The organism is Parvibaculum sp., assembly GCF_019635935.1.
Taxonomy (GTDB): Bacteria; Pseudomonadota; Alphaproteobacteria; order Parvibaculales; family Parvibaculaceae; genus Parvibaculum.
Window position 1 is genome coordinate 3,554,933 of record NZ_JAHBYN010000001.1, and the last position, 21,532, is coordinate 3,576,464.

The 21,532-nt window shown below is 64.8% G+C and carries 19 protein-coding genes; 18 read left to right on the forward strand and 1 reads right to left on the reverse strand.

Annotation, left to right across the window (positions count from 1 at the left end):
• The first annotated feature begins 10 nt into the window (after window positions 1–10).
• The 10 genes from nuoI (at window position 11) to KF719_RS17395 (ending at window position 9,719) form a co-directional block, all read left to right on the forward strand.
• Window positions 11–502 carry an NADH-quinone oxidoreductase subunit NuoI gene (gene nuoI / locus KF719_RS17350; RefSeq protein ID WP_293510474.1) on the forward strand — a complete coding sequence of 164 codons (492 nt, stop codon included), beginning with the start codon at window positions 11–13 and terminating at the stop codon, window positions 500–502.
• A gap of 31 nt (window positions 503–533) precedes the next feature.
• Window positions 534–1,148: an NADH-quinone oxidoreductase subunit J gene (locus KF719_RS17355; protein ID WP_293510476.1), complete on the forward strand. Its 615-nt coding sequence runs from the start codon at window positions 534–536 to the stop codon at window positions 1,146–1,148.
• Between the two features lie 68 nt (window positions 1,149–1,216).
• Complete coding sequence (nuoK, locus tag KF719_RS17360) at window positions 1,217–1,525, forward strand: NADH-quinone oxidoreductase subunit NuoK (protein ID WP_293510479.1); 309 nt, start codon at window positions 1,217–1,219, stop codon at window positions 1,523–1,525.
• Between the two features lie 6 nt (window positions 1,526–1,531).
• Window positions 1,532–3,463, forward strand: coding sequence for an NADH-quinone oxidoreductase subunit L (gene nuoL / locus KF719_RS17365; RefSeq protein WP_293510480.1), 1,932 nt, complete (start codon window positions 1,532–1,534; stop codon window positions 3,461–3,463).
• On the forward strand, window positions 3,463–5,007 hold the full coding sequence (locus KF719_RS17370) for an NADH-quinone oxidoreductase subunit M (RefSeq protein WP_293510482.1): 1,545 nt from the start codon (window positions 3,463–3,465) through the stop codon (window positions 5,005–5,007). Before nuoL ends, KF719_RS17370 begins: the two co-directional genes overlap by 1 nt.
• Before the next feature lie 12 nt (window positions 5,008–5,019).
• Window positions 5,020–6,468 carry an NADH-quinone oxidoreductase subunit NuoN gene (nuoN, locus tag KF719_RS17375; protein ID WP_293510484.1) on the forward strand — a complete coding sequence of 483 codons (1,449 nt, stop codon included), beginning with the start codon at window positions 5,020–5,022 and terminating at the stop codon, window positions 6,466–6,468.
• Between the two features lie 6 nt (window positions 6,469–6,474).
• Window positions 6,475–7,242, forward strand: coding sequence for a biotin--[acetyl-CoA-carboxylase] ligase (locus tag KF719_RS17380; RefSeq protein ID WP_293510486.1), 768 nt, complete (start codon window positions 6,475–6,477; stop codon window positions 7,240–7,242).
• A 9-nt stretch (window positions 7,243–7,251) separates the two neighbouring features.
• Window positions 7,252–8,940 carry a ribonuclease J gene (locus KF719_RS17385; protein WP_293510488.1) on the forward strand — a complete coding sequence of 563 codons (1,689 nt, stop codon included), beginning with the start codon at window positions 7,252–7,254 and terminating at the stop codon, window positions 8,938–8,940.
• Between the two features lie 70 nt (window positions 8,941–9,010).
• On the forward strand, window positions 9,011–9,415 hold the full coding sequence (gene mce, locus KF719_RS17390) for a methylmalonyl-CoA epimerase (protein WP_293510490.1): 405 nt from the start codon (window positions 9,011–9,013) through the stop codon (window positions 9,413–9,415).
• 28 nt (window positions 9,416–9,443) lie between these two features.
• The gene (locus KF719_RS17395; protein WP_293510492.1) at window positions 9,444–9,719 is read left to right on the forward strand and encodes a DUF1467 family protein; all 276 of its coding nucleotides are present in this window, start codon (window positions 9,444–9,446) and stop codon (window positions 9,717–9,719) included.
• A gap of 464 nt (window positions 9,720–10,183) precedes the next feature.
• On the opposite strand, the gene KF719_RS17400 is transcribed toward KF719_RS17395, so the two are convergent.
• Window positions 10,184–11,476 carry an NCS2 family permease gene (locus KF719_RS17400; protein ID WP_293510494.1) on the reverse strand — a complete coding sequence of 431 codons (1,293 nt, stop codon included), beginning with the start codon at window positions 11,474–11,476 and terminating at the stop codon, window positions 10,184–10,186.
• Between the two features lie 184 nt (window positions 11,477–11,660).
• On the opposite strand from KF719_RS17400, the gene KF719_RS17405 reads away from it, so the two are divergent.
• The 8 genes from KF719_RS17405 (at window position 11,661) to dnaE (ending at window position 21,494) form a co-directional block, all read left to right on the forward strand.
• Window positions 11,661–12,083: a hypothetical protein gene (locus KF719_RS17405; protein WP_293510496.1), complete on the forward strand. Its 423-nt coding sequence runs from the start codon at window positions 11,661–11,663 to the stop codon at window positions 12,081–12,083.
• A gap of 79 nt (window positions 12,084–12,162) precedes the next feature.
• Window positions 12,163–13,863: a hypothetical protein gene (locus KF719_RS17410; RefSeq protein WP_293510498.1), complete on the forward strand. Its 1,701-nt coding sequence runs from the start codon at window positions 12,163–12,165 to the stop codon at window positions 13,861–13,863.
• A gap of 65 nt (window positions 13,864–13,928) precedes the next feature.
• Entirely contained in the window at window positions 13,929–15,248 is a 1,320-nt protein-coding gene (gene proS, locus KF719_RS17415; RefSeq protein WP_293510500.1) for a proline--tRNA ligase, read from the forward strand.
• Between the two features lie 145 nt (window positions 15,249–15,393).
• The gene (locus KF719_RS17420; protein ID WP_293510502.1) at window positions 15,394–16,680 is read left to right on the forward strand and encodes a lipoprotein-releasing ABC transporter permease subunit; all 1,287 of its coding nucleotides are present in this window, start codon (window positions 15,394–15,396) and stop codon (window positions 16,678–16,680) included.
• Window positions 16,673–17,383, forward strand: a complete 711-nt coding sequence (locus KF719_RS17425; protein WP_293510504.1) for an ABC transporter ATP-binding protein — start codon at window positions 16,673–16,675, stop codon at window positions 17,381–17,383. The genes KF719_RS17420 and KF719_RS17425 overlap by 8 nt, the downstream gene beginning before the upstream one ends.
• Window positions 17,384–17,461: 78 nt before the next feature.
• Window positions 17,462–17,644 (forward strand): hypothetical protein, encoded by a 183-nt coding sequence (locus tag KF719_RS17430; protein ID WP_293510506.1) that lies wholly within the window; start codon window positions 17,462–17,464, stop codon window positions 17,642–17,644.
• A gap of 209 nt (window positions 17,645–17,853) precedes the next feature.
• A complete protein-coding gene (locus tag KF719_RS17435; RefSeq protein ID WP_293510508.1) occupies window positions 17,854–17,991 on the forward strand; it encodes a hypothetical protein in 138 nt (45 codons plus the stop codon).
• 89 nt (window positions 17,992–18,080) lie between these two features.
• Window positions 18,081–21,494 (forward strand): DNA polymerase III subunit alpha, encoded by a 3,414-nt coding sequence (gene dnaE / locus KF719_RS17440; protein ID WP_293510510.1) that lies wholly within the window; start codon window positions 18,081–18,083, stop codon window positions 21,492–21,494.
• Window positions 21,495–21,532: the final 38 nt, after the last annotated feature.

Genomic DNA, 21,532 nt, shown 5'->3' on the forward strand with positions numbered 1-21,532 from the left:
GGACTGAACAATGGCCTGGCTGGAACAGTCGGCGCGGTCGCTCTTTCTCGCGGAGTTCGTTTCGAGCTTCGTGCTCGCGATGCGTTACTTTTTCAAACCGAAAGTGACCGTCAACTATCCGTTCGAAAAAGGCCCGCTCTCGCCCCGCTTTCGCGGCGAACATGCGCTGCGCCGCTATCCGAACGGCGAGGAACGCTGCATCGCCTGCAAGCTCTGCGAGGCAATCTGCCCGGCGCTCGCCATCACCATCGAGGCGGGCCCGCGCCGCAACGACGGTACGCGGCGCACCACGCGCTACGACATCGACATGACGAAATGCATCTATTGCGGTCTCTGCCAGGAGGCATGCCCTGTCGATGCGATCGTCGAAGGACCGAATTTCGAATTCGCGACCGAAACACGCGAAGAGCTGATGTACGACAAGGATCGGTTGCTGGCCAATGGCGACCGTTGGGAACGCGAGATCGCGACGAGCATCGCGCTCGACGCGCCTTACCGCTGAACGAAGATCGTCGAGGGGACGAGGGGTCCAAATGATTGCCACCGCCATCGCGTTTTATCTTTTCGCGGGCATAACCGTCGCCGCGGGCTTCATGGTGATTGCGGCGCGCAACCCCGTTCACTCGGTGTTGTTCCTGATCCTCGCCTTCTTCAACTCGGCCGCGCTGTTCGTGCTGCTCGGCGCCGAGTTCCTGGCCCTGATCCTCGTCATCGTCTATGTCGGCGCGGTTGCGGTGCTCTTTCTGTTCGTCGTGATGATGCTCGACGTCGACTTCCGCGATCTGCGTCAGGGCTCCCTGCAATATCTGCCCGTCGGCGCATTGGTCGGTCTGATCCTGCTCGTTGAGCTGCTGCTCGTTCTCGGCGCGTGGATCGTTTCGCCGGAGGCCGCCGGCGTCGCCGCGGCCCCCGCGCCGGCGATTGCCGACACCCACAACACGCGGGCGCTCGGCCAACTCATCTACACGCAATATGCCTATCTGTTCCAGGCGGCAGGCCTGATCCTGCTGGTCGCGATGATCGGCGCCATCGTGCTGACGCTGCGCCACAAACCGAATGCGAAACGTCAGGTCATCGCGGATCAGGTCGGGCGGACGCGCGATCAGGCCGTCGAAATGAAGAAGGTCGAGCCCGGTCAGGGTCTCTGACGGGCGCAACGAAAGAAGAGGGGACTGGTCCCCGCGCATCTGGCGCGACGGGACAGGAGAGATAGAGAATGGCAATCGGCCTCGGACATTATCTGACAGTGGCGGCGATCCTGTTCACGCTCGGCATTTTCGGCATCTTCCTCAACCGGAAGAACGTCATCGTCATCCTGATGTCGATCGAATTGATGCTGCTCGCGGTCAACATCAATCTGGTCGCCTTCTCCGCCCATCTCGGCGATCTGGTGGGCCAGGTCTTCGCGCTCTTCGTCCTGACGGTCGCGGCCGCCGAGGCCGCCATCGGCCTTGCCATTCTGGTCGTCTATTTCCGCAACCGCGGTTCCATCGCGGTCGAAGACATCAACGTGATGAAGGGGTAAGGCAGAATGTATTCGGCCATTGTCTTTCTGCCGCTTCTCGGTTTTCTGATCGCCGGCATCTTCGGCCGCTGGCTCGGTGTCCGCGGCGCGCAGATCGTCACCTCGAGCCTCCTCGTCGTCTCGGCGCTGTTGTCGGTCGTCGCTTTGGTCTCTGTCGGTCTCGGCGGCGAGACGACCACTGTGCAGGTGCTGACCTTCATCGATTCCGGAAGTTTCGAGGCGGACTGGCGCCTGCGCATCGACACGCTGACGGCGGTGATGCTCGTCGTCGTCAACGTCGTCTCGGCGCTGGTGCACATCTATTCGATCGGCTACATGAGCCATGATCCGCACCAGCCGCGCTTCTTTGCCTATCTGTCGCTCTTCACCTTCGCCATGCTGATGCTGGTGACGGCCGACAATTTCGTGCAGCTCTTCTTCGGTTGGGAAGGCGTCGGTCTTGCCTCCTACCTGCTGATCGGCTTCTGGTACCAGAAACCGAGCGCCAACGCCGCCGCCATCAAGGCCTTCGTCGTCAACCGCGTCGGCGACTTCGGCCTGATCCTCGGCATCGCGACACTTTTCCTCACTGTCGGCTCAGTCGATTTCGACACGGTCTTCAAGGCGATCCCTGAGCTTGCCGACGAAACCTTCTCCTTCCTCGGCTACGATGTGCCGGTCGTCACCACGGCCTGCCTGCTGCTCTTCATGGGCGCCATGGGCAAGTCGGCGCAGTTCTTCCTGCACACATGGCTGCCGGACGCGATGGAAGGCCCGACGCCTGTGTCGGCGCTGATCCATGCGGCGACGATGGTCACGGCGGGCGTCTTCCTGCTGGCGCGTCTCTCGCCCGTCTTCGAATTCTCGCCCTATGCGCTCACCGTCGTCACGGTCATCGGCGCGACCACCGCCTTCTTCGCCGCCACCGTCGGCCTCGTGCAGAACGACATCAAGCGCGTCATCGCCTATTCGACCTGTTCGCAGCTCGGCTACATGTTCGTGGCGATCGGCGTCGGCGCCTACGAAGTGGCGATGTTCCACCTCTTCACCCACGCCTTCTTCAAGGCGCTCCTGTTCCTCGGTTCGGGCTCCGTCATCCACGCGATGAGCGACGAGCAGGACATGCGCAAGATGGGTGGTCTCTACAAGATGATCCCCATCACCTGGCTGATGATGGTCATCGGCACATTGGCGCTGACCGGTTTCCCCTTCACCGCCGGTTACTATTCCAAGGACGCGGTCATCGAAGCGGCGTTTGCGGCCCACAACCCGGCGCACATGTATGCCTTCGCGCTCACCGTCGCGGCGGCGCTGCTGACGTCCTTCTACTCGTGGCGCCTGATCTTCATGACCTTCCACGGCGAATCCCGCGCCTCGAACGAAACCATCGCCCATGTGCACGAGTCGCCGCTGGTCATGCTGGTGCCGCTGTTCATTCTGGCGGTCGGCGCGCTCGGCGCCGGTTTCCTCTTCGCGCCGCTCTTCATCGGCCATGCCCACGAGGCGTTCTGGCTCGAGGCGATCTATCGCGGCGCGGAAAACCACATCATGCACGAATTCCACAACGTGCCGGACTGGGTGCCCTTCGTGCCGACGCTGATGATGATTGTCGGCTTTGCCACCGCCTGGCTCTTCTATATCGCGCGGCCCGACATTCCAAAGCAGCTCGCACGCACGCAGGAGCCGCTCTACAACTTCCTGCTCAACAAGTGGTACTTCGACGAAATCTACGACTTCCTGTTCGTCCGCCCGGCGTTCTGGCTCGGCCGCCTGTTCTGGAAGCAGGGCGACGGCCGCATCATCGACGGCTGGGGGCCTGACGGCATTTCGGCGCGTGTCCTCGACATCACGCGTGGCGTCGTCCGCTTGCAGAGCGGCTATCTCTACCACTATGCCTTTGCCATGCTGCTCGGCGTCGCCGGCCTGGTGACCTGGTTCATGCTCGGGGGAGCGCAGTGATGGCCGACGGCTACATTCTTTCTCTGGTCACCTTTCTCCCGCTTGTCGGCGCCCTGATCATCCTGACGGTGCGCGGCGACGAGGCCGCGGTCGCGCGCAACGCGCGCTATGTGGCGCTCTGGACCACCGGCGTCACCTTCGTTCTCTCGCTCTACATCTGGGCGCAGTTCGACCCGACAACGGCCGATTTTCAGTTCGTGCAGCGCGCCGCATGGCTCGGCGGTGCGATCGACTATCACATGGGCGTCGATGGCATTTCGGTGCTCTTCGTCGTCCTGACGGCATTCCTGATGCCCGCCTGCATCCTGGCGAGCTGGACGTCGATCGACACCCGCGTCAAGGAATACATGATCGCCTTCCTCGTGCTCGAAACGCTGATGATCGGCGTCTTCTGCGCGCTCGACCTCGTGCTCTTCTATCTCTTCTTCGAAGGCGGGCTGATCCCGATGTTCCTGATCATCGGCGTCTGGGGCGGCAAGCGGCGCATCTATGCCAGCTTCAAGTTCTTCCTCTACACGCTGGCAGGCTCGGTGCTGATGCTGCTCGCCATCATGGCGATGTACTGGGAGGCCGGCACCACCAGCATTCCGGCGCTGCTCGCCCACGACTTCCCGGCCGACATGCAATTCTGGCTGTGGCTCGCCTTCTTCGCCTCCTTCGCGGTCAAGATGCCGATGTGGCCGGTCCACACATGGTTGCCCGACGCGCACGTCGAGGCGCCGACGGCGGGTTCGGTCATCCTGGCCGGCATCCTCCTTAAAATGGGCGGCTACGGCTTCCTGCGTTTCTCGCTGCCGATGTTCCCGGTCGCCTCCGCCGATCTCGCCTGGCTGGTCTTCGGCCTCAGCCTCGTCGCCATCGTCTACACCTCGCTGGTCGCGCTGGTGCAGGAGGACATGAAAAAGCTGATCGCCTATTCCTCGGTCGCCCACATGGGCTTTGTGACCATGGGCATCTTCGCCGCCAACCAGCAGGGCGTGCAGGGCGGCATCTTCCAGATGCTGAGCCACGGCTGGGTCTCGGGCGCGCTCTTCCTCTGCGTCGGCGTCATCTACGACCGCATGCACACGCGCGAGATTTCGGCCTATGGCGGCCTCGTCAACCGCATGCCGCTTTATGCGGTGGCCTTCATGGTCTTCACGATGGCCAATGTCGGCCTGCCCGGCACAAGCGGCTTCGTCGGCGAATTCCTCACCATCGTCGGCGCCTTCAAGGTCAACACCTGGGTCGGCGCCATTGCCGCCACCGGCGTCATTCTCGCCGCCGGCTACGCACTTTATCTCTATCGGCGCGTCGTCTTCGGCGTGCTCGAGAAGGACACGCTGAAAGCGATCGCTGATCTCAACCGCCGCGAAGTCGCGACGCTCGGCCCGCTCTTTGCCGCCACGCTCTTCTTCGGCATCTATCCGGCGCCGATCATGGATGTGACGGCGGTGTCGGTCGAAAATCTGGTAACGAACTACAACGCCGCCGTAGAAGCGCATCGGTTGGCCGAAGGGGCAGGGGCGATGTCCCACATCGCCGCCCTCTTCACGGGCCGATAGGGAGAGCGGCAAATGGAAAATGCAATGACCGTCCCCCCGCTCTTGCCGGCGTTCCCCGAAATCCTGCTGGCCGTCGGCGCCATGGCGCTGCTGATGTACGGCGTCTTCCGCAAGGACTGCACGGCCCGCGAAGCGAGCTATGGCGCGCTGGGCCTCTTCCTGCTGGTCGCGGCCTTTCTGGTCGTCGAACCCGGCGTCACGATCCACACCTTCGGCGGCATGTTCATCGTCGACGGTTTCGGCAAATTCATGAAGCTGCTGATCCTGCTGGCCGCCGCCGCCGCCATGGTGATGTCGCTATCCTATGTCCGCCACGAAGGCATGGACCGCTTCGAGTTCCCGGTGCTGATCGTGCTGGCGACGCTCGGCATGTTCATGATGGTGTCGGCCAACGGATTGATCGCGCTCTACATGGGCCTCGAGCTGCAAAGCCTCGCGCTCTACGTGATCGCCGCCTTCAATCGCGACAGCGGCCGCGGTTCCGAAGCCGGCCTCAAATATTTCGTCCTCGGCGCGCTCGCCTCCGGCATGCTGCTCTACGGTGCCTCGCTGATCTACGGCTTCACCGGCAGCGTCGAGTTCGACGCGATCGCCGCCGTGCTCGCGAGCGACGGCGCCAACATCGGCGTCGTCTTCGGCATCGTTTTCGTGCTGGCTGGCCTCGCCTTCAAGATTTCGGCGGTCCCCTTCCACATGTGGACGCCCGACGTCTATGAAGGCGCGCCGACGCCCGTCACCGCCTTCTTTGCCGGCGCGCCGAAAGTCGCGGCCATGGCGCTGCTGCTGCGCATCCTCTTCGGTGCCTTCCCCTCGATGATGTCCGAATGGCAGCAGATCGTCGTCTTCATCTCCATCGCCTCGATGGTGCTCGGCGCCTTCGCCGCCATCGGCCAGACCAACATCAAGCGCCTGATGGCCTACTCGTCGATATCCCACATGGGTTTCGCGCTGGTCGGCCTCGCCGCCGGAACGCCCGAAGGCGTGCGCGGCGTCCTGATCTACATGGTCATCTATGTCGTGATGAACGCCGGTGTCTTCTGCTGCATCCTCGCCATGCGTCGCAAGGAAGGCTATGTCGAAACCATCGGCGATCTCGCCGGCCTGTCGCGCAACCAGCCGATGGTCGCGGCCATGCTCGCCATGCTGATGTTCTCGCTGACCGGCATCCCGCCGCTCGCCGGATTCTTCGGCAAGTTCTATGTCTTCGCCCCGGCGATCCAGGCGGGGCTCTATCCGCTGGCCGTCATCGGCGTACTCGCCAGCGTCGTCGGCGCCTTCTACTACCTGCGCATCGTCAAGATCATGTATTTCGACGAACCGGCCGAGGCGTTCGAACAGCCGATGCCCGGCGAGCTGACGGCGGTGCTCGGCATATCGAGCGTCTTCACGCTTTTCTTCGTCCTCTATCCGGCGCCGCTCATCGTCGCATCGCAGGTTGCGGTCGGCGCGCTGATACCCTGACCGGCAATGGCCGAGCTTCCGCCAGGTGTCGCGCTTCGCCGCTTCGCCGAAATCGACAGCACCAACGAGGAAGCCCGCCGCCTCGGCGAGGCGGGCACGCAGGGCCCGCTCTGGATCGTCGCCGAACGCCAGACCGCCGGTCGCGGCCGGCGCGGCCGAAGCTGGGTCTCGCCGCCCGGCAATTTCATGGGCACGCTCTATCTGACGCCCCGCTGCGGCCCGCGTCAGGCCGGCGAGCTCTCCTTCGTCGCCGCCGTCGCCGTCTTCGATGCGGTCGAGGCACTGCTGCCGCCGCCCGCGCGCGCCGCCCTCCGTCTCAAATGGCCGAACGACCTCTTGCATGACAAACGCAAGCTCGCCGGCATCCTGCTCGAATCCTCCGGCGTCGCCGGCGCCGAGGTCGCATGGCTCGCCATCGGCATCGGCATCAACCTCGCGGGCCACCCCGACAATGTCGAATTCCCGGCAACCTCGCTTCCGGCCATCGGCGCGCCGCCGGTCGCGCCCGATGAGGCGCTGTCGGCGCTCGCCGCCGCCTTCGAGCGCTGGCTCGCCGTTTGGCGCGGTGTCCAGGGTTTCGCCGCCATCCGCGAAGCCTGGCTCACACGCGCCGCCGGCCTTGGCGAGCACCTCACCGTCCGCCTCGCGCAGGAAACATTCACCGGCACCTTCGAAGGCCTCGCCCCCGACGGCGCCTTGCAACTCCGCCTTGCCGACGGCACGCTGCGCCTTGTCTCCGCCGGCGATGTGTTCTTTCCGGCCGCGACGCATTAGTTTGTACCCATGACCAAATCCCCCGCATCGCCGAAATCCGACGACGAACTCCTGTTCCTGCCGCTGGGCGGTTCGGGCGAAATCGGCATGAACCTCAATCTCTACGGCTACGGACCGGAAGACGCCCGCCAATGGATCGTCGTCGATCTCGGCGTCACCTTCGGAGACGAGCGCACGCCCGGCGTCGATCTCATCATGCCGGACCCCGCCTTCATCGAGGACCGCCGCGAAGAATTGCTCGGCATCGTGCTGACGCATGCGCATGAAGATCACATCGGCGCCGTCGCGCATCTCTGGCCGCGCCTGCGCTGCCCGGTCTATGCGACGCCCTTCACCGCGGCGATGGTGCGCGGCAAGCTGATCGAGGCCGGTCTCGAGGGCGAAGTGCCCATGCACATCATCCCCCTCGGTCACCGCTTCGATCTCGGCCCCTTTGACATCGAGCTGGTCACGCTCACCCACTCGATCCTCGAACCGAATGCGCTCGCCATCCGCACCCCGCTCGGCCTCGTCATGCACACCGGCGACTGGAAGATCGACCCCGACCCCGTGCTTGGCGACGACATCGACATCGTCCGCCTCACCGAAATCGGCGACGAGGGCGTGCGCGCCATCGTCTGCGATTCCACCAATGTCTTCACGCCCGGCACCGCGGGCTCGGAGGCCGATGTCGCCGCGAGCCTGATCGAACTGATCCGCCCGATGGAGGGCAGGGTGGCCGTCACCACCTTCGCCTCCAATGTCGCCCGTCTCGACAGCATCGCCCGCGCCGCCGCCGCATGCGACCGTCATGCGGTGCTGGTCGGCCGGTCCATGCATCGCGTCGTCGCCGCCGCGCGCGACGCCGGCTATCTCAACGACCTGCCGCCCTTCGTCAGCGAAAACGACGCCGGCTATCTGCCGCGCGAAAAAGTGCTTTTCATCTGCACCGGCAGTCAGGGCGAGCCGCGCGCCGCGCTTGCCCGCATCGCCGAGGACGGCCATCCCAACATCGTGCTGGGCAAGGGCGACTGCGTGGTCTTTTCATCCCGCGTGATCCCCGGCAACGAAACCTCGATCTTCGACCTGCAGAACACGCTGGCGCTGCGCGGCATCCGTGTGATCACCGAGAAGGATCACTTCGTCCATGTCTCGGGCCATCCCTGCCGCGACGAGCTTGCCCGCATGTATCAGTGGATCAGGCCCGAAATTTCGGTGCCGGTTCACGGCGAGGCCCGCCACCTCGCCGAGCACGCGGCGCTGGCCCGCGAGCTTCAGGTGCCGCAACAGGTCGTCATCCGCAACGGCCTGATGGTCCGCCTCGCGCCCGGTCCGGCCGAGATCGTCGACGAAGCGCCCTCCGGCCGCATCTATCTCGACGGCGAAGTGCTGATCGAATCCGACGAAGGCGCGGTGCAGGAGCGCCGCCGCCTGGCTTTTGCCGGCTCGGTCTTCGTCAGCGTGGTGCTCGACGGCAAAGGCCAGCTTCGCGGCGACCCGCAGGTCCGCCTGATGGGCTTGCCCGAGGAAGATGGCAACGGCACCGATTTCGAAGACATCGCGCTCGACGCCATCGACACCGCGCTCGACCGCCTGCCCGCCAAGCGCCGCGGCGACGACGACACGGTGGCCGAATTTCTCCGCCGCGCCGTGCGCGGCGCGCTGCGCCGCGAATGGGGCAAGAAACCGCAGGTCGCCGTGGTCGTCACGCGCATCTGACCCCGCCTTGCCCGCGTCCGAAAACCGGCCTAAACATGGGCTATTCGAATTCAACGGTAAGGAAAATCCGATGCTTGGTCCCCTCAATCACGTCGCCATAGCCGTCCCCGACGTCAAGGCGGCGGGCGAGCTTTACCGCAAGAAGTTCAACGCCAAGGTGTCGGATGCGGTGCCGCAGCCCGACCACGGCGTCACCACGGTTTTCGTCGATCTCGGCAACACCAAGATCGAACTGCTGGAACCTCTGGGTGAAAATTCGCCCATCGCCGGCTTCCTCGCGAAGAACCCGAAAGGCGGCATCCATCACATCTGCATCGAGGTCGACGACATCGACGCGGCTTGCGACAAGATGAACGCCGAAGGCGTCACCATCACCGGCACCGGCAAGCCGCGCATCGGCGCCCATGGCAAGCCGGTCGTCTTCCTGCATCCGAAGGATCTCAACGGAACGCTGGTCGAGCTGGAACAGGCTTGAGCGGCCGTAAAAACGGGTAGGGGGGCGAATGACCTGGACAGCCGGTCTGGCGATCTATCTAGTCCTCTGGTGGCTGACGTTTTTCGCGGTCCTGCCCTGGGGCGTCCGCGCGCCGTCCGGCAATGGCGACGTCGCGCCCGGCACCGATCCGGGCGCCCCGGTCGCGCCGCGTGTTCTGCGCAAGGCGGGAATTACGACCCTGGTTTCCACGCTCGTCTGGCTGTTCGTCGCCTGGCTGATCGTCTACCAGCCGATATCCTATGACAGCATTCCCTTCATGCCGGATTTCGGAGGCGAGTACTGAAACGGCCCGATCGCTGCCGCACGCCCAATTCTGGAGATAATGGATAGGTGGGGTCCGAGCGCCCCGCTGACAATTGGGGATATCTTTCCGCTCTCCCCCGTTCGCGCAGCGAACGGAAAACGAAGCGATCCACGCAGCGAACAAGGCAAAAAAAGCAAGGTCCACTCTCGTGGCCCCCGTTCGCGCAGCGAACAGAACAAAAAAAAGCAAGGTCCACTCTCGTGGCCTTGCTTCGATAGTCTTTCCCTCTTGTCGCGCCTCCACCGCCCGTTTCCGGCGGATGAAGTCTGCGTATCCTCCCTAAACCTGGGCCGCGCTTGAACGCTTATTCCCCTTTTTGTGCGGGGACTATAGCCAGCCTGCGGCGACGTGTCACGCGCCTATTTGCGCCGGAAGCAATTTTTGCAAACCCGAGTCATGCAGTCGGGAAATTTCCGGTCGGCGGACGCCCTCGAGCTTCCGTTTCATTGCAAAGCGAGCTTGACCGCGAAGGCCGCCGCGAGGACGGCCACCGCCGGATTGATGTCGCGAATGCGTCCCGCCAGAAGCTTCACCGCCGCATAGGTGACGAGCCCGAGGCCGATCCCGTCGGCGATCGAGAAGGTCAGCGGAATGGCAATGGCCGTCACGACGGCCGGCACGGTCTCGCTGATCTCGTCCCATTCGATGTCGGCAAGGCTGCGCGCCATCAGGCAGGCGACGAAGACCAACGCCGGCGCCGTGGCATAGGGCGGCACGGCCTCGGCAAGCGGCGCGAGGAAGAGGCTGGCGACGAAGAGCACCGCCACCGTCACCGCCACAAGCCCGGTCCGCCCGCCCGCATCGACGCCGGCCGCGCTCTCGATATAGCTGGTGGTCGTCGAAGTGCCGAGTGCCGCGCCGATCATCGTCGCCGAAGAATCGGCGAGCATCGCCTTGCGCAGGCGCGGCAGCTTGCCATCCGCGTCGAGCATCCCGGCGCGCTGTCCGACGCTCACCAGCGTCCCCGTCGTGTCGAGGAGATCGACCAGCAGGAAAACGAAAACGATGGTGACGAACCCCACCTGCATGGCGCCGGCAACATCCATCTGCAGAAATGTCGGCGCGAGCGATGGCGGCAACGACGCAACGCCCTTGAGCGGTTGCAGCCCGAGCGCAACGGCAATCGCCGTCACGGCCAGCACCGTCAGCATGATCGCGCCCGGCACGCGCCGCACCTGCATCGCCACCAGAACCATGAAGCCGCCTGCCGCCAGCAGCGCCCCCGGCGCGGCCATGTCGCCCAGCGTCACCAGCGTCACGGGATCGGCAACCACGATCCCGGCATTCTTCAGCCCGATCAGCGCCAGGAACAACCCGATGCCGGCGCCGATGCCGTATTTCAGCGAGCGCGGGATCGCATTGACCATCCGCTCCCTGAGCGGCGAAATCGAAAGCAGGAAGAAGAGCACGCCCGAGAGAAAAACCCCGCCCAGCGCAAGGCGCCAGTCGCCGCCAAAGGCCGGCACCACGGAGAATGCAAAATAGGCGTTGAGCCCCATGCCGGGGGCCAGCGCCACCGGGTAGTTGGCATAGAGTCCCATGATGAGCGAACCGGCCGCCGCCGCGAGACAGGTCGCAACGAACACCGCCCCGAAATCCATCCCCGCCGCCGCCAGGATCGCCGGATTGACGAAGACGATATAGGCCATGGTCAGGTAGGTCGTACCCCCGGCCAGTATCTCTGTACGGACATTCGTTCCGTTCGCCTTGAGTTCGAACAGCCGCTCGAAATACATGCTTTCGTTCCTTTCCCACCCTCCCCTTGGGGGAGGGTCGAAATTTGCGCCGCAAATTTCGGGGCGGGGTCGCGGCGGTGCGCCCCTCTTCAAGTCAGCTTTTGGTATGGCCCCCGGACGCCATTTGTGTCGGCAGCAAAATCCCGCAACACTCCTTTAAGGCGAAGCCGGGCAGGATGGAAGCATGACAAGGCAAAGCATCATCGCGGGCGCGGTTCTGCTGCTGGCCCTCCCGGCCACGGCCGAGGAACTGGCGGGCACCGACATCGCCTATATCGAGCAATCCGATTGCGACGCCATCGCCGTCCACTTCCCCGGCGGCGCCGACTATGTGCCCGGCGTCGCCGCCGATGGTAGCCGTGTCGCACCGGCCGATCTCGGCGGCGGCTATTCCTACGGTCTGCGCCCCGTTTACGAATTCGATGTGACGCTCGACCCGCTGATCGGCCGCAACCCGGCCTTCAACTCGGCGACGAAAATGACCGTCGCCCGCATGGCAATCGACATGACGACCGGCCGCACCACCATCGACGGCCATGATGTGTCCGGCGCTAACCATGCCTTGGCCGAAGCCTGTGCAAGATTGCATCACAAACCGGTGAAATGACCGGCGCACCTTCCGGCTGTTGTTGACAGGCGAAGCGCCCGCCCACAGGCTGAAAAGCGGCAAAGGGTAGGGCGTCGAAATGCTGGGTCAGGGCTGCAAAGCTGTCATTCTGTCTTTAAGTGTCGTTTTCGTGACGCTCGGCTCGATGGCGTTTGCGCCTGCCGCTTCGGCAAATGACGGCCTGTGGCGCATCACCGAGGAACGCTGGAGCGACGCGCACGAAAAGGCGTGGGAGGATTTCATCGCCGGCCTCGGCGCCGCCGATTGCTGGACGCTCGACGAGTGCCTGAAAAGCCCCGCCAATCCCTACCGCCACACCGACCCCCGCACGAGGTTTTACGCCGACTGCGCCGACATGCCCTATGTGCTGCGCGCCTATTTCGCATGGAAGAACGGCCTGCCATTCGCCTGGCAGTCGGCGATGCGCGCCCATGACGGTCCGGGTACGGATATTCGTTACTCGCTCGAAGGCAACGACATCGTCGCTCGCGATTCCGTGCCGCGCACCGCCCGCGGCGTCGCCGCCGTGCCGATCCTTCACGGCATCGTAAACTATGTCTCGACCGCCATGTTCCGCCGCGACGCGACGATCGACGACCCTGTCATGTTCACCGACACCTATTCGCCGCGCCTCGACCGCGCCGCGATCCGCCCCGGCACCATCGCCTACGACGTCAACGGTCATGCCTCGCTTGTCTGGCGCGTCGAGACGAGCGGCCGCATCCTGATCTTTTCGTCCCACCCGGACCATTCGTTGAGCCGCACCTTTCTCGGCCGCGAATTCCTGCGCACCGGCCCGCAGCTCGGTTCGATCTTCCAGAAGTTCCGCCCCATCGAGGTCGCCGGCGCGACCCGCGCCGCCAATGGCGCGCTGGTCGGCGGCCGCATCGTGCCGGTGATGAACGCCGATCTTGAGGATTTCTCGCTCGAACAATATGCCGGCAACCCGCCCGTCAATCCCTACGCCTGGGGCACCGCGCAATGGGTCTGGAACGGCGAGAGCATGGACTTCTACACCTACCTCCGCGCCCGCATGTCGCTCGGCGACCTCGAATATCATCCGGTCGCCGAAATGCGCGGCATGATGCAATCGATCTGCTTCGACCTGCGCGCCCGCAGGCACGCTGTCGAAATCTCGATCGGCCGCGGCATCCAGAACACGGAACCGCCGCATCGCCTGCCCAGCAACATCTACGGCACGCATGGCGTCTGGGAGCTTTACTCGACGCCCTCACGCGATGCCCGTCTGAAGACCGCCTTCAAGGAGATGTACGATCAGACAGTCGACTTCATCAAGATGGACATGGTCGATGCCCCGCGCCTCGTCTATGACGGCGACGATCTCGCGGGCGATCTCCTCGCCGCCTACCGCGAACAAAATGAACTCTGCCGCATCGAGTACAAAAACTCCGCCGGCCGCACGGTGACGCTCACCATCGACGACATCGTCAACCGCCTCTATGACCTCTCCTTCGATCCCTACCAGTGCATCGAACGCCGCTGGGGCGCCGCCGGCGAGGAACTCGCGACCTGCAACGACGGCGCGCTGAAAACCCGCTGGTACGAGGCCCAGCGCTACCTGCGCAACCAGATCGACCGCACCTACGATGTCGAAATGGGTTATTCGATCGAGGAGCTCGAACGCGGCCCCTGGGGTCCGCGCACCGGCCGCGGCGTCGAGGCCGGTCCCGAGGTCGATGTGAGGGGGTATCTCAAGGGCCTCGTCGCCCGCCAGCAGGCCGCCGCGCCCGACATTGCGAATCCGGTCGCAACCCCCTAAAACTTGACCCCCAATCCGAAGCCTCGGCGGCTCCCGCAAGGCTTGCGCCCCGCGGTCAGGTCATCATGCGCCTTTCGAACTATTTTCTGCCCACCCTGAAGGAAAACCCGGCCGAGGCGCAGATCCCCTCGCACCGGCTGATGCTGCGCGCCGGCATGGTTCGCCAGACCGCCGCCGGCATCTATGCCTGGCTGCCCTTGGGCCTCGCGGTCCTGCGCCGCATCGAGGCCATTGTCCGCGACGAGCAGGCCCGCGCCGGCGCGCTCGAACTCCTGATGCCGACGCTGCAATCCGCCGACCTCTGGCGTCAGTCCGGCCGCTACGACGCCTACGGCCCGGAAATGCTCCGCATCAAGGATCGCCACGAACGCGACATTCTCTACGGTCCCACCAACGAGGAAGTCATCACCGACATCTTCAAGGGCGCCGTGAAATCCTATCGCGACCTGCCGCGCAACCTCTTCCACATCCAGTGGAAATTCCGCGACGAGATCCGCCCCCGCTTCGGCGTCATGCGCGGCCGCGAATTCCTGATGAAGGACGGCTACTCCTTCGATCTCGACGTCGAGGGCGCGCGCCGCGCCTACCGCAAGATGTTCGTCGCCTACCTGCGCACCTTCGAGCGCCTCGGCCTGAAGGCGATCCCGATGGCCGCCGACACCGGCCCCATCGGCGGCGACATGAGTCACGAATTCATCATCCTTGCCGAAACCGGCGAGAGCGCCGTCTTCTGCCACCGCGATCTGGTGGACATGCCCGTCCCCGGCGACGACCTCGATTACGAGGGCGATCTGACGCCCGTCATCGACGCCCGCACCACGCTCTACGCCGCCACCGACGAAAAACACGACGCCGCCCGCTTCGACGCCGAAGTCCCGGCCGACAAGCAGCTCTCCGCCCGCGGCATCGAGGTCGGCCACATCTTCTTCTTCGGCACCAAATACTCGCAGGCCATGGGCTGCGTCGTTCAGGGACCGGACGGCAAGGAAACGCCGCTTCAAATGGGCTCCTATGGCATTGGCGTCTCACGCCTTGTCGGCGCCATCATCGAGGCGAGCCACGACGACAACGGCATCGTCTGGCCGGAAGCCGTCGCCCCCTTCCGCGTCGGCCTCGTCAACCTGAAATCCGGCGACGCCGAAACCGACGCTGCCTGCGCGACGCTCTACGACAAGCTTCAGGCGGCCGGCATCTCCGTCCTCTACGACGACACCGACGAGCGGGCAGGGGCCAAGTTCTCCAACATGGACCTGATCGGCCTGCCCTGGCAGCTGGTCGTCGGCCCACGCGGCCTTAAATCCGGCACAGTCGAGCTGAAATATCGCGCCACCGGCGAAAAGGAAGAACTCTCGCCCGAAGCCGCGCTCGCGAAAGTCGCGGGCTGAGAGCGCTGTATGAAGACAACCGTTTTTCGTTTTCGAAAAACGGCAAGGCCGACTGGCCGCCGCGCCTTATGGCGCGTAAGCCAAGCCGCCGGATGGCGGCGCCGGCGCTTGAGGCCAAACAATAAAGGGCGAAACAGGACAAGGTATGACCGACATCGCACAGCCCGCCCGTGAAGCCGGTAAAAGCCGCCCCTTCGGCGCCTTCGAATGGCTGCTGGCGATGCGCTACCTGCGCGCTCGCCGCCGCGAGGGCTTCATCTCGGTCATCGCCGGCTTCTCCTTCGCCGGCATCATGCTCGGCGTCGCCACCCTCATCATCGTGATGTCGGTGATGAACGGCTTCCGCACCGAACTGCTGTCGAAAATCCTCGGCCTCAACGGCCACATGTTCGTCCGCGGCATCGGCATGCATGTGATGAACTACGACGAAATGGCCGCCAACATCGCCGAGCTCCCGGGCGTCACCGGCGTCATGCCGCTGGTCGAAGGTCAGGTCATGGTCTCGAGCGCGCAGAATGCCGGCGGCGCCATCGTCCGCGGCATGCGCGAACGCGACCTCAAGAACCTGCGAACCGTCGCCGACAGCGTCATTGTCGGTTCGCTCGACGGTTTCGACGAAGGCGGCGTCGTCGTCGGCTCGCGCCTCGCGCAGTCGCTGGCGCTGACCGTCGGCGACAACATCACGCTCTTGTCGCCGCGCGGCGCCATCACCCCCTTCGGCACCGCGCCCCGCGTCGGCTCCTATCCCATCGTCGCGATCTTCGAACTTGGCATGTCGGAATACGACGCCAGCTTCCTCTTCATGCCGCTCGACGAGGCGCGCAATTATTTCCGCACCTTCGAAGGCGTCAGCGCGCTTGAAATCCGCATCGACAATCCCGACCGTGTGCAAGCGGTTGCGCCCGCCGTGCGCGCCGCTGCCGGCGATTGTTGCGACGTGCTGACATGGCAGCAGACCAACCAGAGCTTCTTCTCCGCGCTTCAGGTCGAACGCAATGTGATGTTCCTGATCTTGACGCTGATCCTGATCGTCGCCGCGCTCAACATCGTCTCCGGCCTCATCATGCTGGTGAAGGACAAGGGCCGCGACATCGCGGTGTTGCGCACCATGGGCGCGACCAAGGGCGCCGTCATGCGCGCCTTCTTCATTTCGGGCGCCTCCATCGGCGTCGCCGGCACGCTGGCGGGCTTCGCGCTCGGCACGGTCTTCTGCCTCAACATCGAAACATTGCGCCAATGGTTGTCGAAACTTTCCGGCACCGAGCTTTTCTCGCCGGAAGTTTATTTCCTGAGCCGCATGCCGGCCGAGATCGACCCGAGCGAAGTCGGCGCGGTCGTGCTGATGGCGCTCTTCCTCTCCTTCGCCGCGACGCTTTATCCCGCCTGGCGCGCCGCCTCGCTCGATCCGGTGGAGGCGCTGCGCTATGAGTGACGCCGTTCTGAGCCTCCGTTCGATCACCCGCACCTACAAGCAGGGCGAGGAGACCTTGCGCATTTTCGCTGGCGCCGACCTCGATGTTTTCGCCGGCGAGATCGTCGCGCTGGTCGGCCCCTCGGGTTCGGGCAAATCCTCGCTGCTCCACATCGCCGGGCTGCTCGAAGCGCCGGACGAGGGCGAGGTCTGGGTCGCCGGTCGCGAGGCGGTCGCGCTGTCCGACGCAAAGCGTACCGCGATCCGTCGCGGCGACATCGGCTTCGTCTACCAGTTCCACAATCTGCTGCCCGAGTTTTCGGCGCTCGAAAATGTCGTCCTGCCGCAGATGATCGCCGGCGTTCCCCGCCGCCGCGCCGAGGCCTTCGCGCTCGAATTGCTGACCCGCATGGGCCTCGCCGCCCGCGCCGTCCACCGCCCGGCCGAGCTTTCCGGCGGCGAGCAGCAGCGCGTCGCCATCGCCCGCGCGCTTGCCAACCGCCCGCGCATCCTCCTGGCCGACGAGCCGACCGGCAATCTCGACCCGAAGACAGCCAAAATGGTCTTCGGCGAATTGCTCAACATCTGCCGCACCCAGGGTGTCGCCGCCCTCGTCGCCACCCACAATCTCGACCTCGCCGCCCAGATGGACCGCGTCGTCCTCCTCCACGAAGGCCGCCTCCACGAAGGCGCCAACCTCGCCACCGCCTTCCAGAGCCTCTGAACCCCAAAAAAGCCCTTCCATTTACTCGGGCTTTGGTCCTACCATTCGGATGGGGAGACACAGAGGGAGGGCGATTCCTTGAGGGGGGAAACGCAACAACTCGTCAGCAGCGACTTGCAGTCGGCATTCGTGTCGCTGCTCGAACGCGTGGCGCCATATTTCGCATCCAGTCCTGAAATCGCGACCTGGAGCTGGGCGGCCGCCGCCCTGCTGCTGGCCGGCATGGCGTTCTACTACCGCCAGCCCCGCCGCCGCGACTGAACGGCCGGTTCGCGAGGATTGACAGCACCTTTCACCTCCCCCTTGCGGGGAGGTCGGGAAATGCGCGCGCCGCGCGGATTTCCCGGGTGGGGGGCTGAGCGCCGCAACCAATCCCGTTACATCGAAAAGTCCTCACACCCCTTGACACACAAGAACAAAACAGCAACTCTCCAAACGAGAACATTACATGAACTCATGGAGGGCTGCCGATGCGCGGATTGTGGAACCGGACGAGGGATAGCGAAGCCGGCGATTGGCTTCAGGACGTGGCGGCGCTCGTCTCGGTCGCCGCCTTCATCTGGGCCGCCGGCGCCTGGATCGGCATCGCCGAGGCCTTGGCGGGCTGAAGACGTGCTCATCGGGCTTGTCCACAGCTTTCCCGGCCCGCCGCCGTCCCGGGGCGTGACTCGCGTGCCCGGCGCCCCGACAATGGGGCATGCCCGACTCACCCCGGTTCATCCATCTGCGCCTCCACACGGCCTATTCGCTGCTGGAGGGCGCGATCCGCGTCAAGGAAGTGCCGAAGCTCTGCAAGGCAGACGGCATGCCCGCCGTCGCCATCACCGACACGGCCAATCTCTTCGGCGCGCTGGAATTCTCCGAAACGCTCTCCGAAGCCGGCATCCAGCCGATCATCGGCTGCACGCTCCCGGTCCTGCTGGACGAAGGCGACGAGCCGGGCCGCGGCCCCCTGCGCCGCGAGCCCTCCGGCACGCTCGCCCTCATCGCCAAGGACGAGCAGGGCTACCAAAACCTGATGAAGCTCTCGAGCCGCGCCTTTCTGGGCCCCGAGCCCGGCGAGCCGCCCTATGTGCCGCTCGCCCTGCTGGCCGAGCATCAGGCGGGCGTGATCTGCCTCACCGGCGGGCCGGACGGCGTCGTCAATCGCCTGCTCGAAGCCGGCCAGCGTCCGGCGGCGGAAGGGCTGCTGCTCGGCCTCAAGCAAACCTTCGGCGACCGCCTCTATGTCGAGCTGCAGCGCCACGGCCAGCCCCGCGAGCGTCAGGTGGAACCGGCGCTGATCGAACTTGCCTATGCCCATGGCCTGCCGCTGGTCGCCACCAACGAAGCCTGCTTCGTCGCCGAGGCCGATTACGAGGCGCATGACGCGCTGATCTGCATTGCCGAGGGCGCCTATGTCGTGCAGGCCGACCGCCGCCGCCTGACGCCCGAGCATCGCTTCAAGACGCAAGCCGAAATGGTCGCGCTCTTCGCCGACATTCCCGAGGCGATCGAGAACACCGTCGAAATCGCGCACCGCTGCGCGGTCCGTCCGTTGACCCGCGATCCGATCCTGCCGAAATTCTCGGCCGGCGTCAGCGAGGCCGACGAATTGCGCCGTCAGGCGGAAGAGGGTCTGGCGCAACGTCTCGCGACGCTCGAAACCGTCGCGCCGAAAGAGGATTACTACGCCCGTCTGAATTTCGAACTCGACGTCCTCATCAAGATGGACTTCCCCGGCTACTTCCTGATCGTTGCCGACTTCATCAAATGGGCGAAGGGGCAGGGCATCCCGGTCGGCCCCGGCCGCGGTTCGGGCGCGGGTTCGGTCGTCGCCTGGGCGCTCACCATCACCGACCTCGATCCCTTGCGCTTCGGTCTGCTGTTCGAGCGCTTCCTCAATCCCGAACGCGTTTCGATGCCGGACTTCGACATCGACTTCTGTCAGGACCGCCGCGACGAGGTGATCCGCTATGTGCAGGATCGCTACGGCGAAGATCGCGTCGCCCAGATCATCACCTTCGGAAAGCTTCAGGCGCGCGCCGTGCTGCGCGACGTCGGCCGCGTGCTGCAACTGCCTTACGGTCAGGTCGACCGTCTCTGCAAGCTGGTGCCCAACAATCCGGCCGCGCCCGTCACGCTCGCCGAGGCGATCGCCGGCGAGCCGCGCTTGCGCGAGGAGCAGGCGTCGGACGAGGGCGTCGCGCGCATGCTCGAAATCGGCCTGCGCCTCGAAGGGCTCTATCGCCATGCCTCGACCCACGCCGCCGGTGTCGTCATCGCCGACCGCCCGCTCGACGAGCTGGTGCCGCTCTACCGCGATCCGCGGTCCGACATGCCGGTCACGCAGTTCAACATGAAATGGGTCGAGCCCGCCGGTCTTGTGAAGTTCGACTTTCTGGGATTGAAAACCCTCACCGTGCTCGATCAGGCGGTCAAGCTTCTCGCCCGCCGCGACATCGCCGTCGATCTGCTGAATCTTCCGTTGGAAGACGAAAAGACATTCGAGATGCTGACGCGCGGCGAAACGGTCGGCGTGTTCCAGCTTGAAAGTTCGGGCATGCGCGATCTGGTGCGTCAGGCGCGCCCCACCAACATCGAGGACATCATCGCCCTTGTCGCGCTCTACCGGCCGGGACCGATGGAGAACATCCCGAAATATCTCGCTTGCAAGCACGGCCGCGAGAAGCCCGAATTCCTGCACGACACTATCGTGCCTGTGGTGGAGGACACTTACGGCGTCATCATCTATCAGGAACAGGTGATGCAGATTGCGCAGGTCTTCGCCGGCTATTCGCTGGGCGAAGCCGATCTGCTGCGCCGCGCGATGGGCAAGAAGATCAAGGCCGAGATGGAAGCGCAGCGCGCCCGTTTCGTTTCCGGCGCGGTTGAGCGCGGCGTCGCGCCGAAACAGGCCGAATTCGTTTTCGACCTCGTCGACAAGTTCGCCGGCTACGGCTTCAACAAATCGCATTCGGCCTGCTACGCGGTCGTCGCCTATCAGACCGCATGGCTGAAAGCCAATCACCCGGTTGAATTCCTCGCCGCCTCGATGAGCCTCGATCTCGGCAACACCGACAAGCTCGGCACCTTCAAGCAGGAGGCCGAGCGTCTCGGCATCAAGGTGCGTCCGCCCTGCGTCAACCGTTCGGAAGCGATGTTCGGCGTCGCCGAAGGCGAAATCCTCTATGCGCTTGCTGCGATCAAGAATGTCGGCCGTCAGGCGATGGAGCATCTGGTCGAGGTCCGCCGCGAGGGCGGCCCCTTCCGCGACCTCTTCGATTTCGCCCGCCGCATCAATCCGCGCATCGTCAACAAGCGCGCCTTCGAAAATCTGGCCCGCGCCGGCGCCTTCGATTGTCTCAATCCCGACCGCGCGCAGGTGCTGGCCGCCGTCGATCTGGTGCTCGGCACCGCCAACGCCTCCGCGCAGGACCGCGAGAGCCAGCAGGTCAGCCTCTTCGGCGAAGAGAGCGCCGCCGCCTCCGCGCCCGCCTTGCCTGCCGTTGAGCCCTGGCAGGCGATGCAGCGCCTCACCGAGGAATTCAACGCCGTCGGCTTCTACCTCTCCGGCCACCCTCTCGACGACTACCGCACCTCATTGAAGCGATCAGGCGTCTCGACCCTCGCCGACCTCCTCGCCAAAAACATGCAGGCCGGTTTCGTCGCCGGCACCGTCACCGCCAAGCAGGAGCGCAAATCGAAAAAGGGCAACCCCTTCGCCTTCCTGAGCCTGTCGGACGCCACCGGCCAGTTCGAGGTCGTCGTCTTCTCCGAAGTCCTCGCCCGTTCGCGCGACCTGATGGAGCCGGGTAGCTCCGTCGTCATCGGCGTCGAGATCGACCGCGCCGGCGAGGAGGTGAAGCTCCGCGCCCAGTCAGTCCGGTCCGTCGACGAGGTGGTCAAGGACGCCGGCGAGGGCCTGAAGGTCTTCATTGAGGATCCGGCCTCCCTCGAACCCCTGAAGGCGCGTCTCGGCGAGCGCGGCAAGGGTCTCGTCTCGCTGGTCCTGATGAGCGAGGGCGGCAGGGAGGTCGAGCTGCGTCTCAAGGGACGCTACCGCGTCACGCCGCAAATCCGCGGCGCGGTCAAATCGATCCCGGGCGTGGTCGAGGTGCAGGAGATTTGACAGAGGCGTGACAGTTTTTTGACAGATCGGTAACAGCC

Coding starts and splice junctions, on each gene's coding strand:
- nuoI (WP_293510474.1), top strand. CDS start 11: ATGGCCTGGCTGGAACAGTCGGCGCGGTCGCTCTTTCTCGCGGAGTTC.
- KF719_RS17355 (WP_293510476.1), top strand. CDS start 534: ATGATTGCCACCGCCATCGCGTTTTATCTTTTCGCGGGCATAACCGTC.
- nuoK (WP_293510479.1), top strand. CDS start 1,217: ATGGCAATCGGCCTCGGACATTATCTGACAGTGGCGGCGATCCTGTTC.
- nuoL (WP_293510480.1), top strand. CDS start 1,532: ATGTATTCGGCCATTGTCTTTCTGCCGCTTCTCGGTTTTCTGATCGCC.
- KF719_RS17370 (WP_293510482.1), top strand. CDS start 3,463: ATGGCCGACGGCTACATTCTTTCTCTGGTCACCTTTCTCCCGCTTGTC.
- nuoN (WP_293510484.1), top strand. CDS start 5,020: ATGGAAAATGCAATGACCGTCCCCCCGCTCTTGCCGGCGTTCCCCGAA.
- KF719_RS17380 (WP_293510486.1), top strand. CDS start 6,475: ATGGCCGAGCTTCCGCCAGGTGTCGCGCTTCGCCGCTTCGCCGAAATC.
- KF719_RS17385 (WP_293510488.1), top strand. CDS start 7,252: ATGACCAAATCCCCCGCATCGCCGAAATCCGACGACGAACTCCTGTTC.
- mce (WP_293510490.1), top strand. CDS start 9,011: ATGCTTGGTCCCCTCAATCACGTCGCCATAGCCGTCCCCGACGTCAAG.
- KF719_RS17395 (WP_293510492.1), top strand. CDS start 9,444: ATGACCTGGACAGCCGGTCTGGCGATCTATCTAGTCCTCTGGTGGCTG.
- KF719_RS17400 (WP_293510494.1), bottom strand. CDS start 11,476: ATGTATTTCGAGCGGCTGTTCGAACTCAAGGCGAACGGAACGAATGTC.
- KF719_RS17405 (WP_293510496.1), top strand. CDS start 11,661: ATGACAAGGCAAAGCATCATCGCGGGCGCGGTTCTGCTGCTGGCCCTC.
- KF719_RS17410 (WP_293510498.1), top strand. CDS start 12,163: ATGCTGGGTCAGGGCTGCAAAGCTGTCATTCTGTCTTTAAGTGTCGTT.
- proS (WP_293510500.1), top strand. CDS start 13,929: ATGCGCCTTTCGAACTATTTTCTGCCCACCCTGAAGGAAAACCCGGCC.
- KF719_RS17420 (WP_293510502.1), top strand. CDS start 15,394: ATGACCGACATCGCACAGCCCGCCCGTGAAGCCGGTAAAAGCCGCCCC.
- KF719_RS17425 (WP_293510504.1), top strand. CDS start 16,673: ATGAGTGACGCCGTTCTGAGCCTCCGTTCGATCACCCGCACCTACAAG.
- KF719_RS17435 (WP_293510508.1), top strand. CDS start 17,854: ATGCGCGGATTGTGGAACCGGACGAGGGATAGCGAAGCCGGCGATTGG.
- dnaE (WP_293510510.1), top strand. CDS start 18,081: ATGCCCGACTCACCCCGGTTCATCCATCTGCGCCTCCACACGGCCTAT.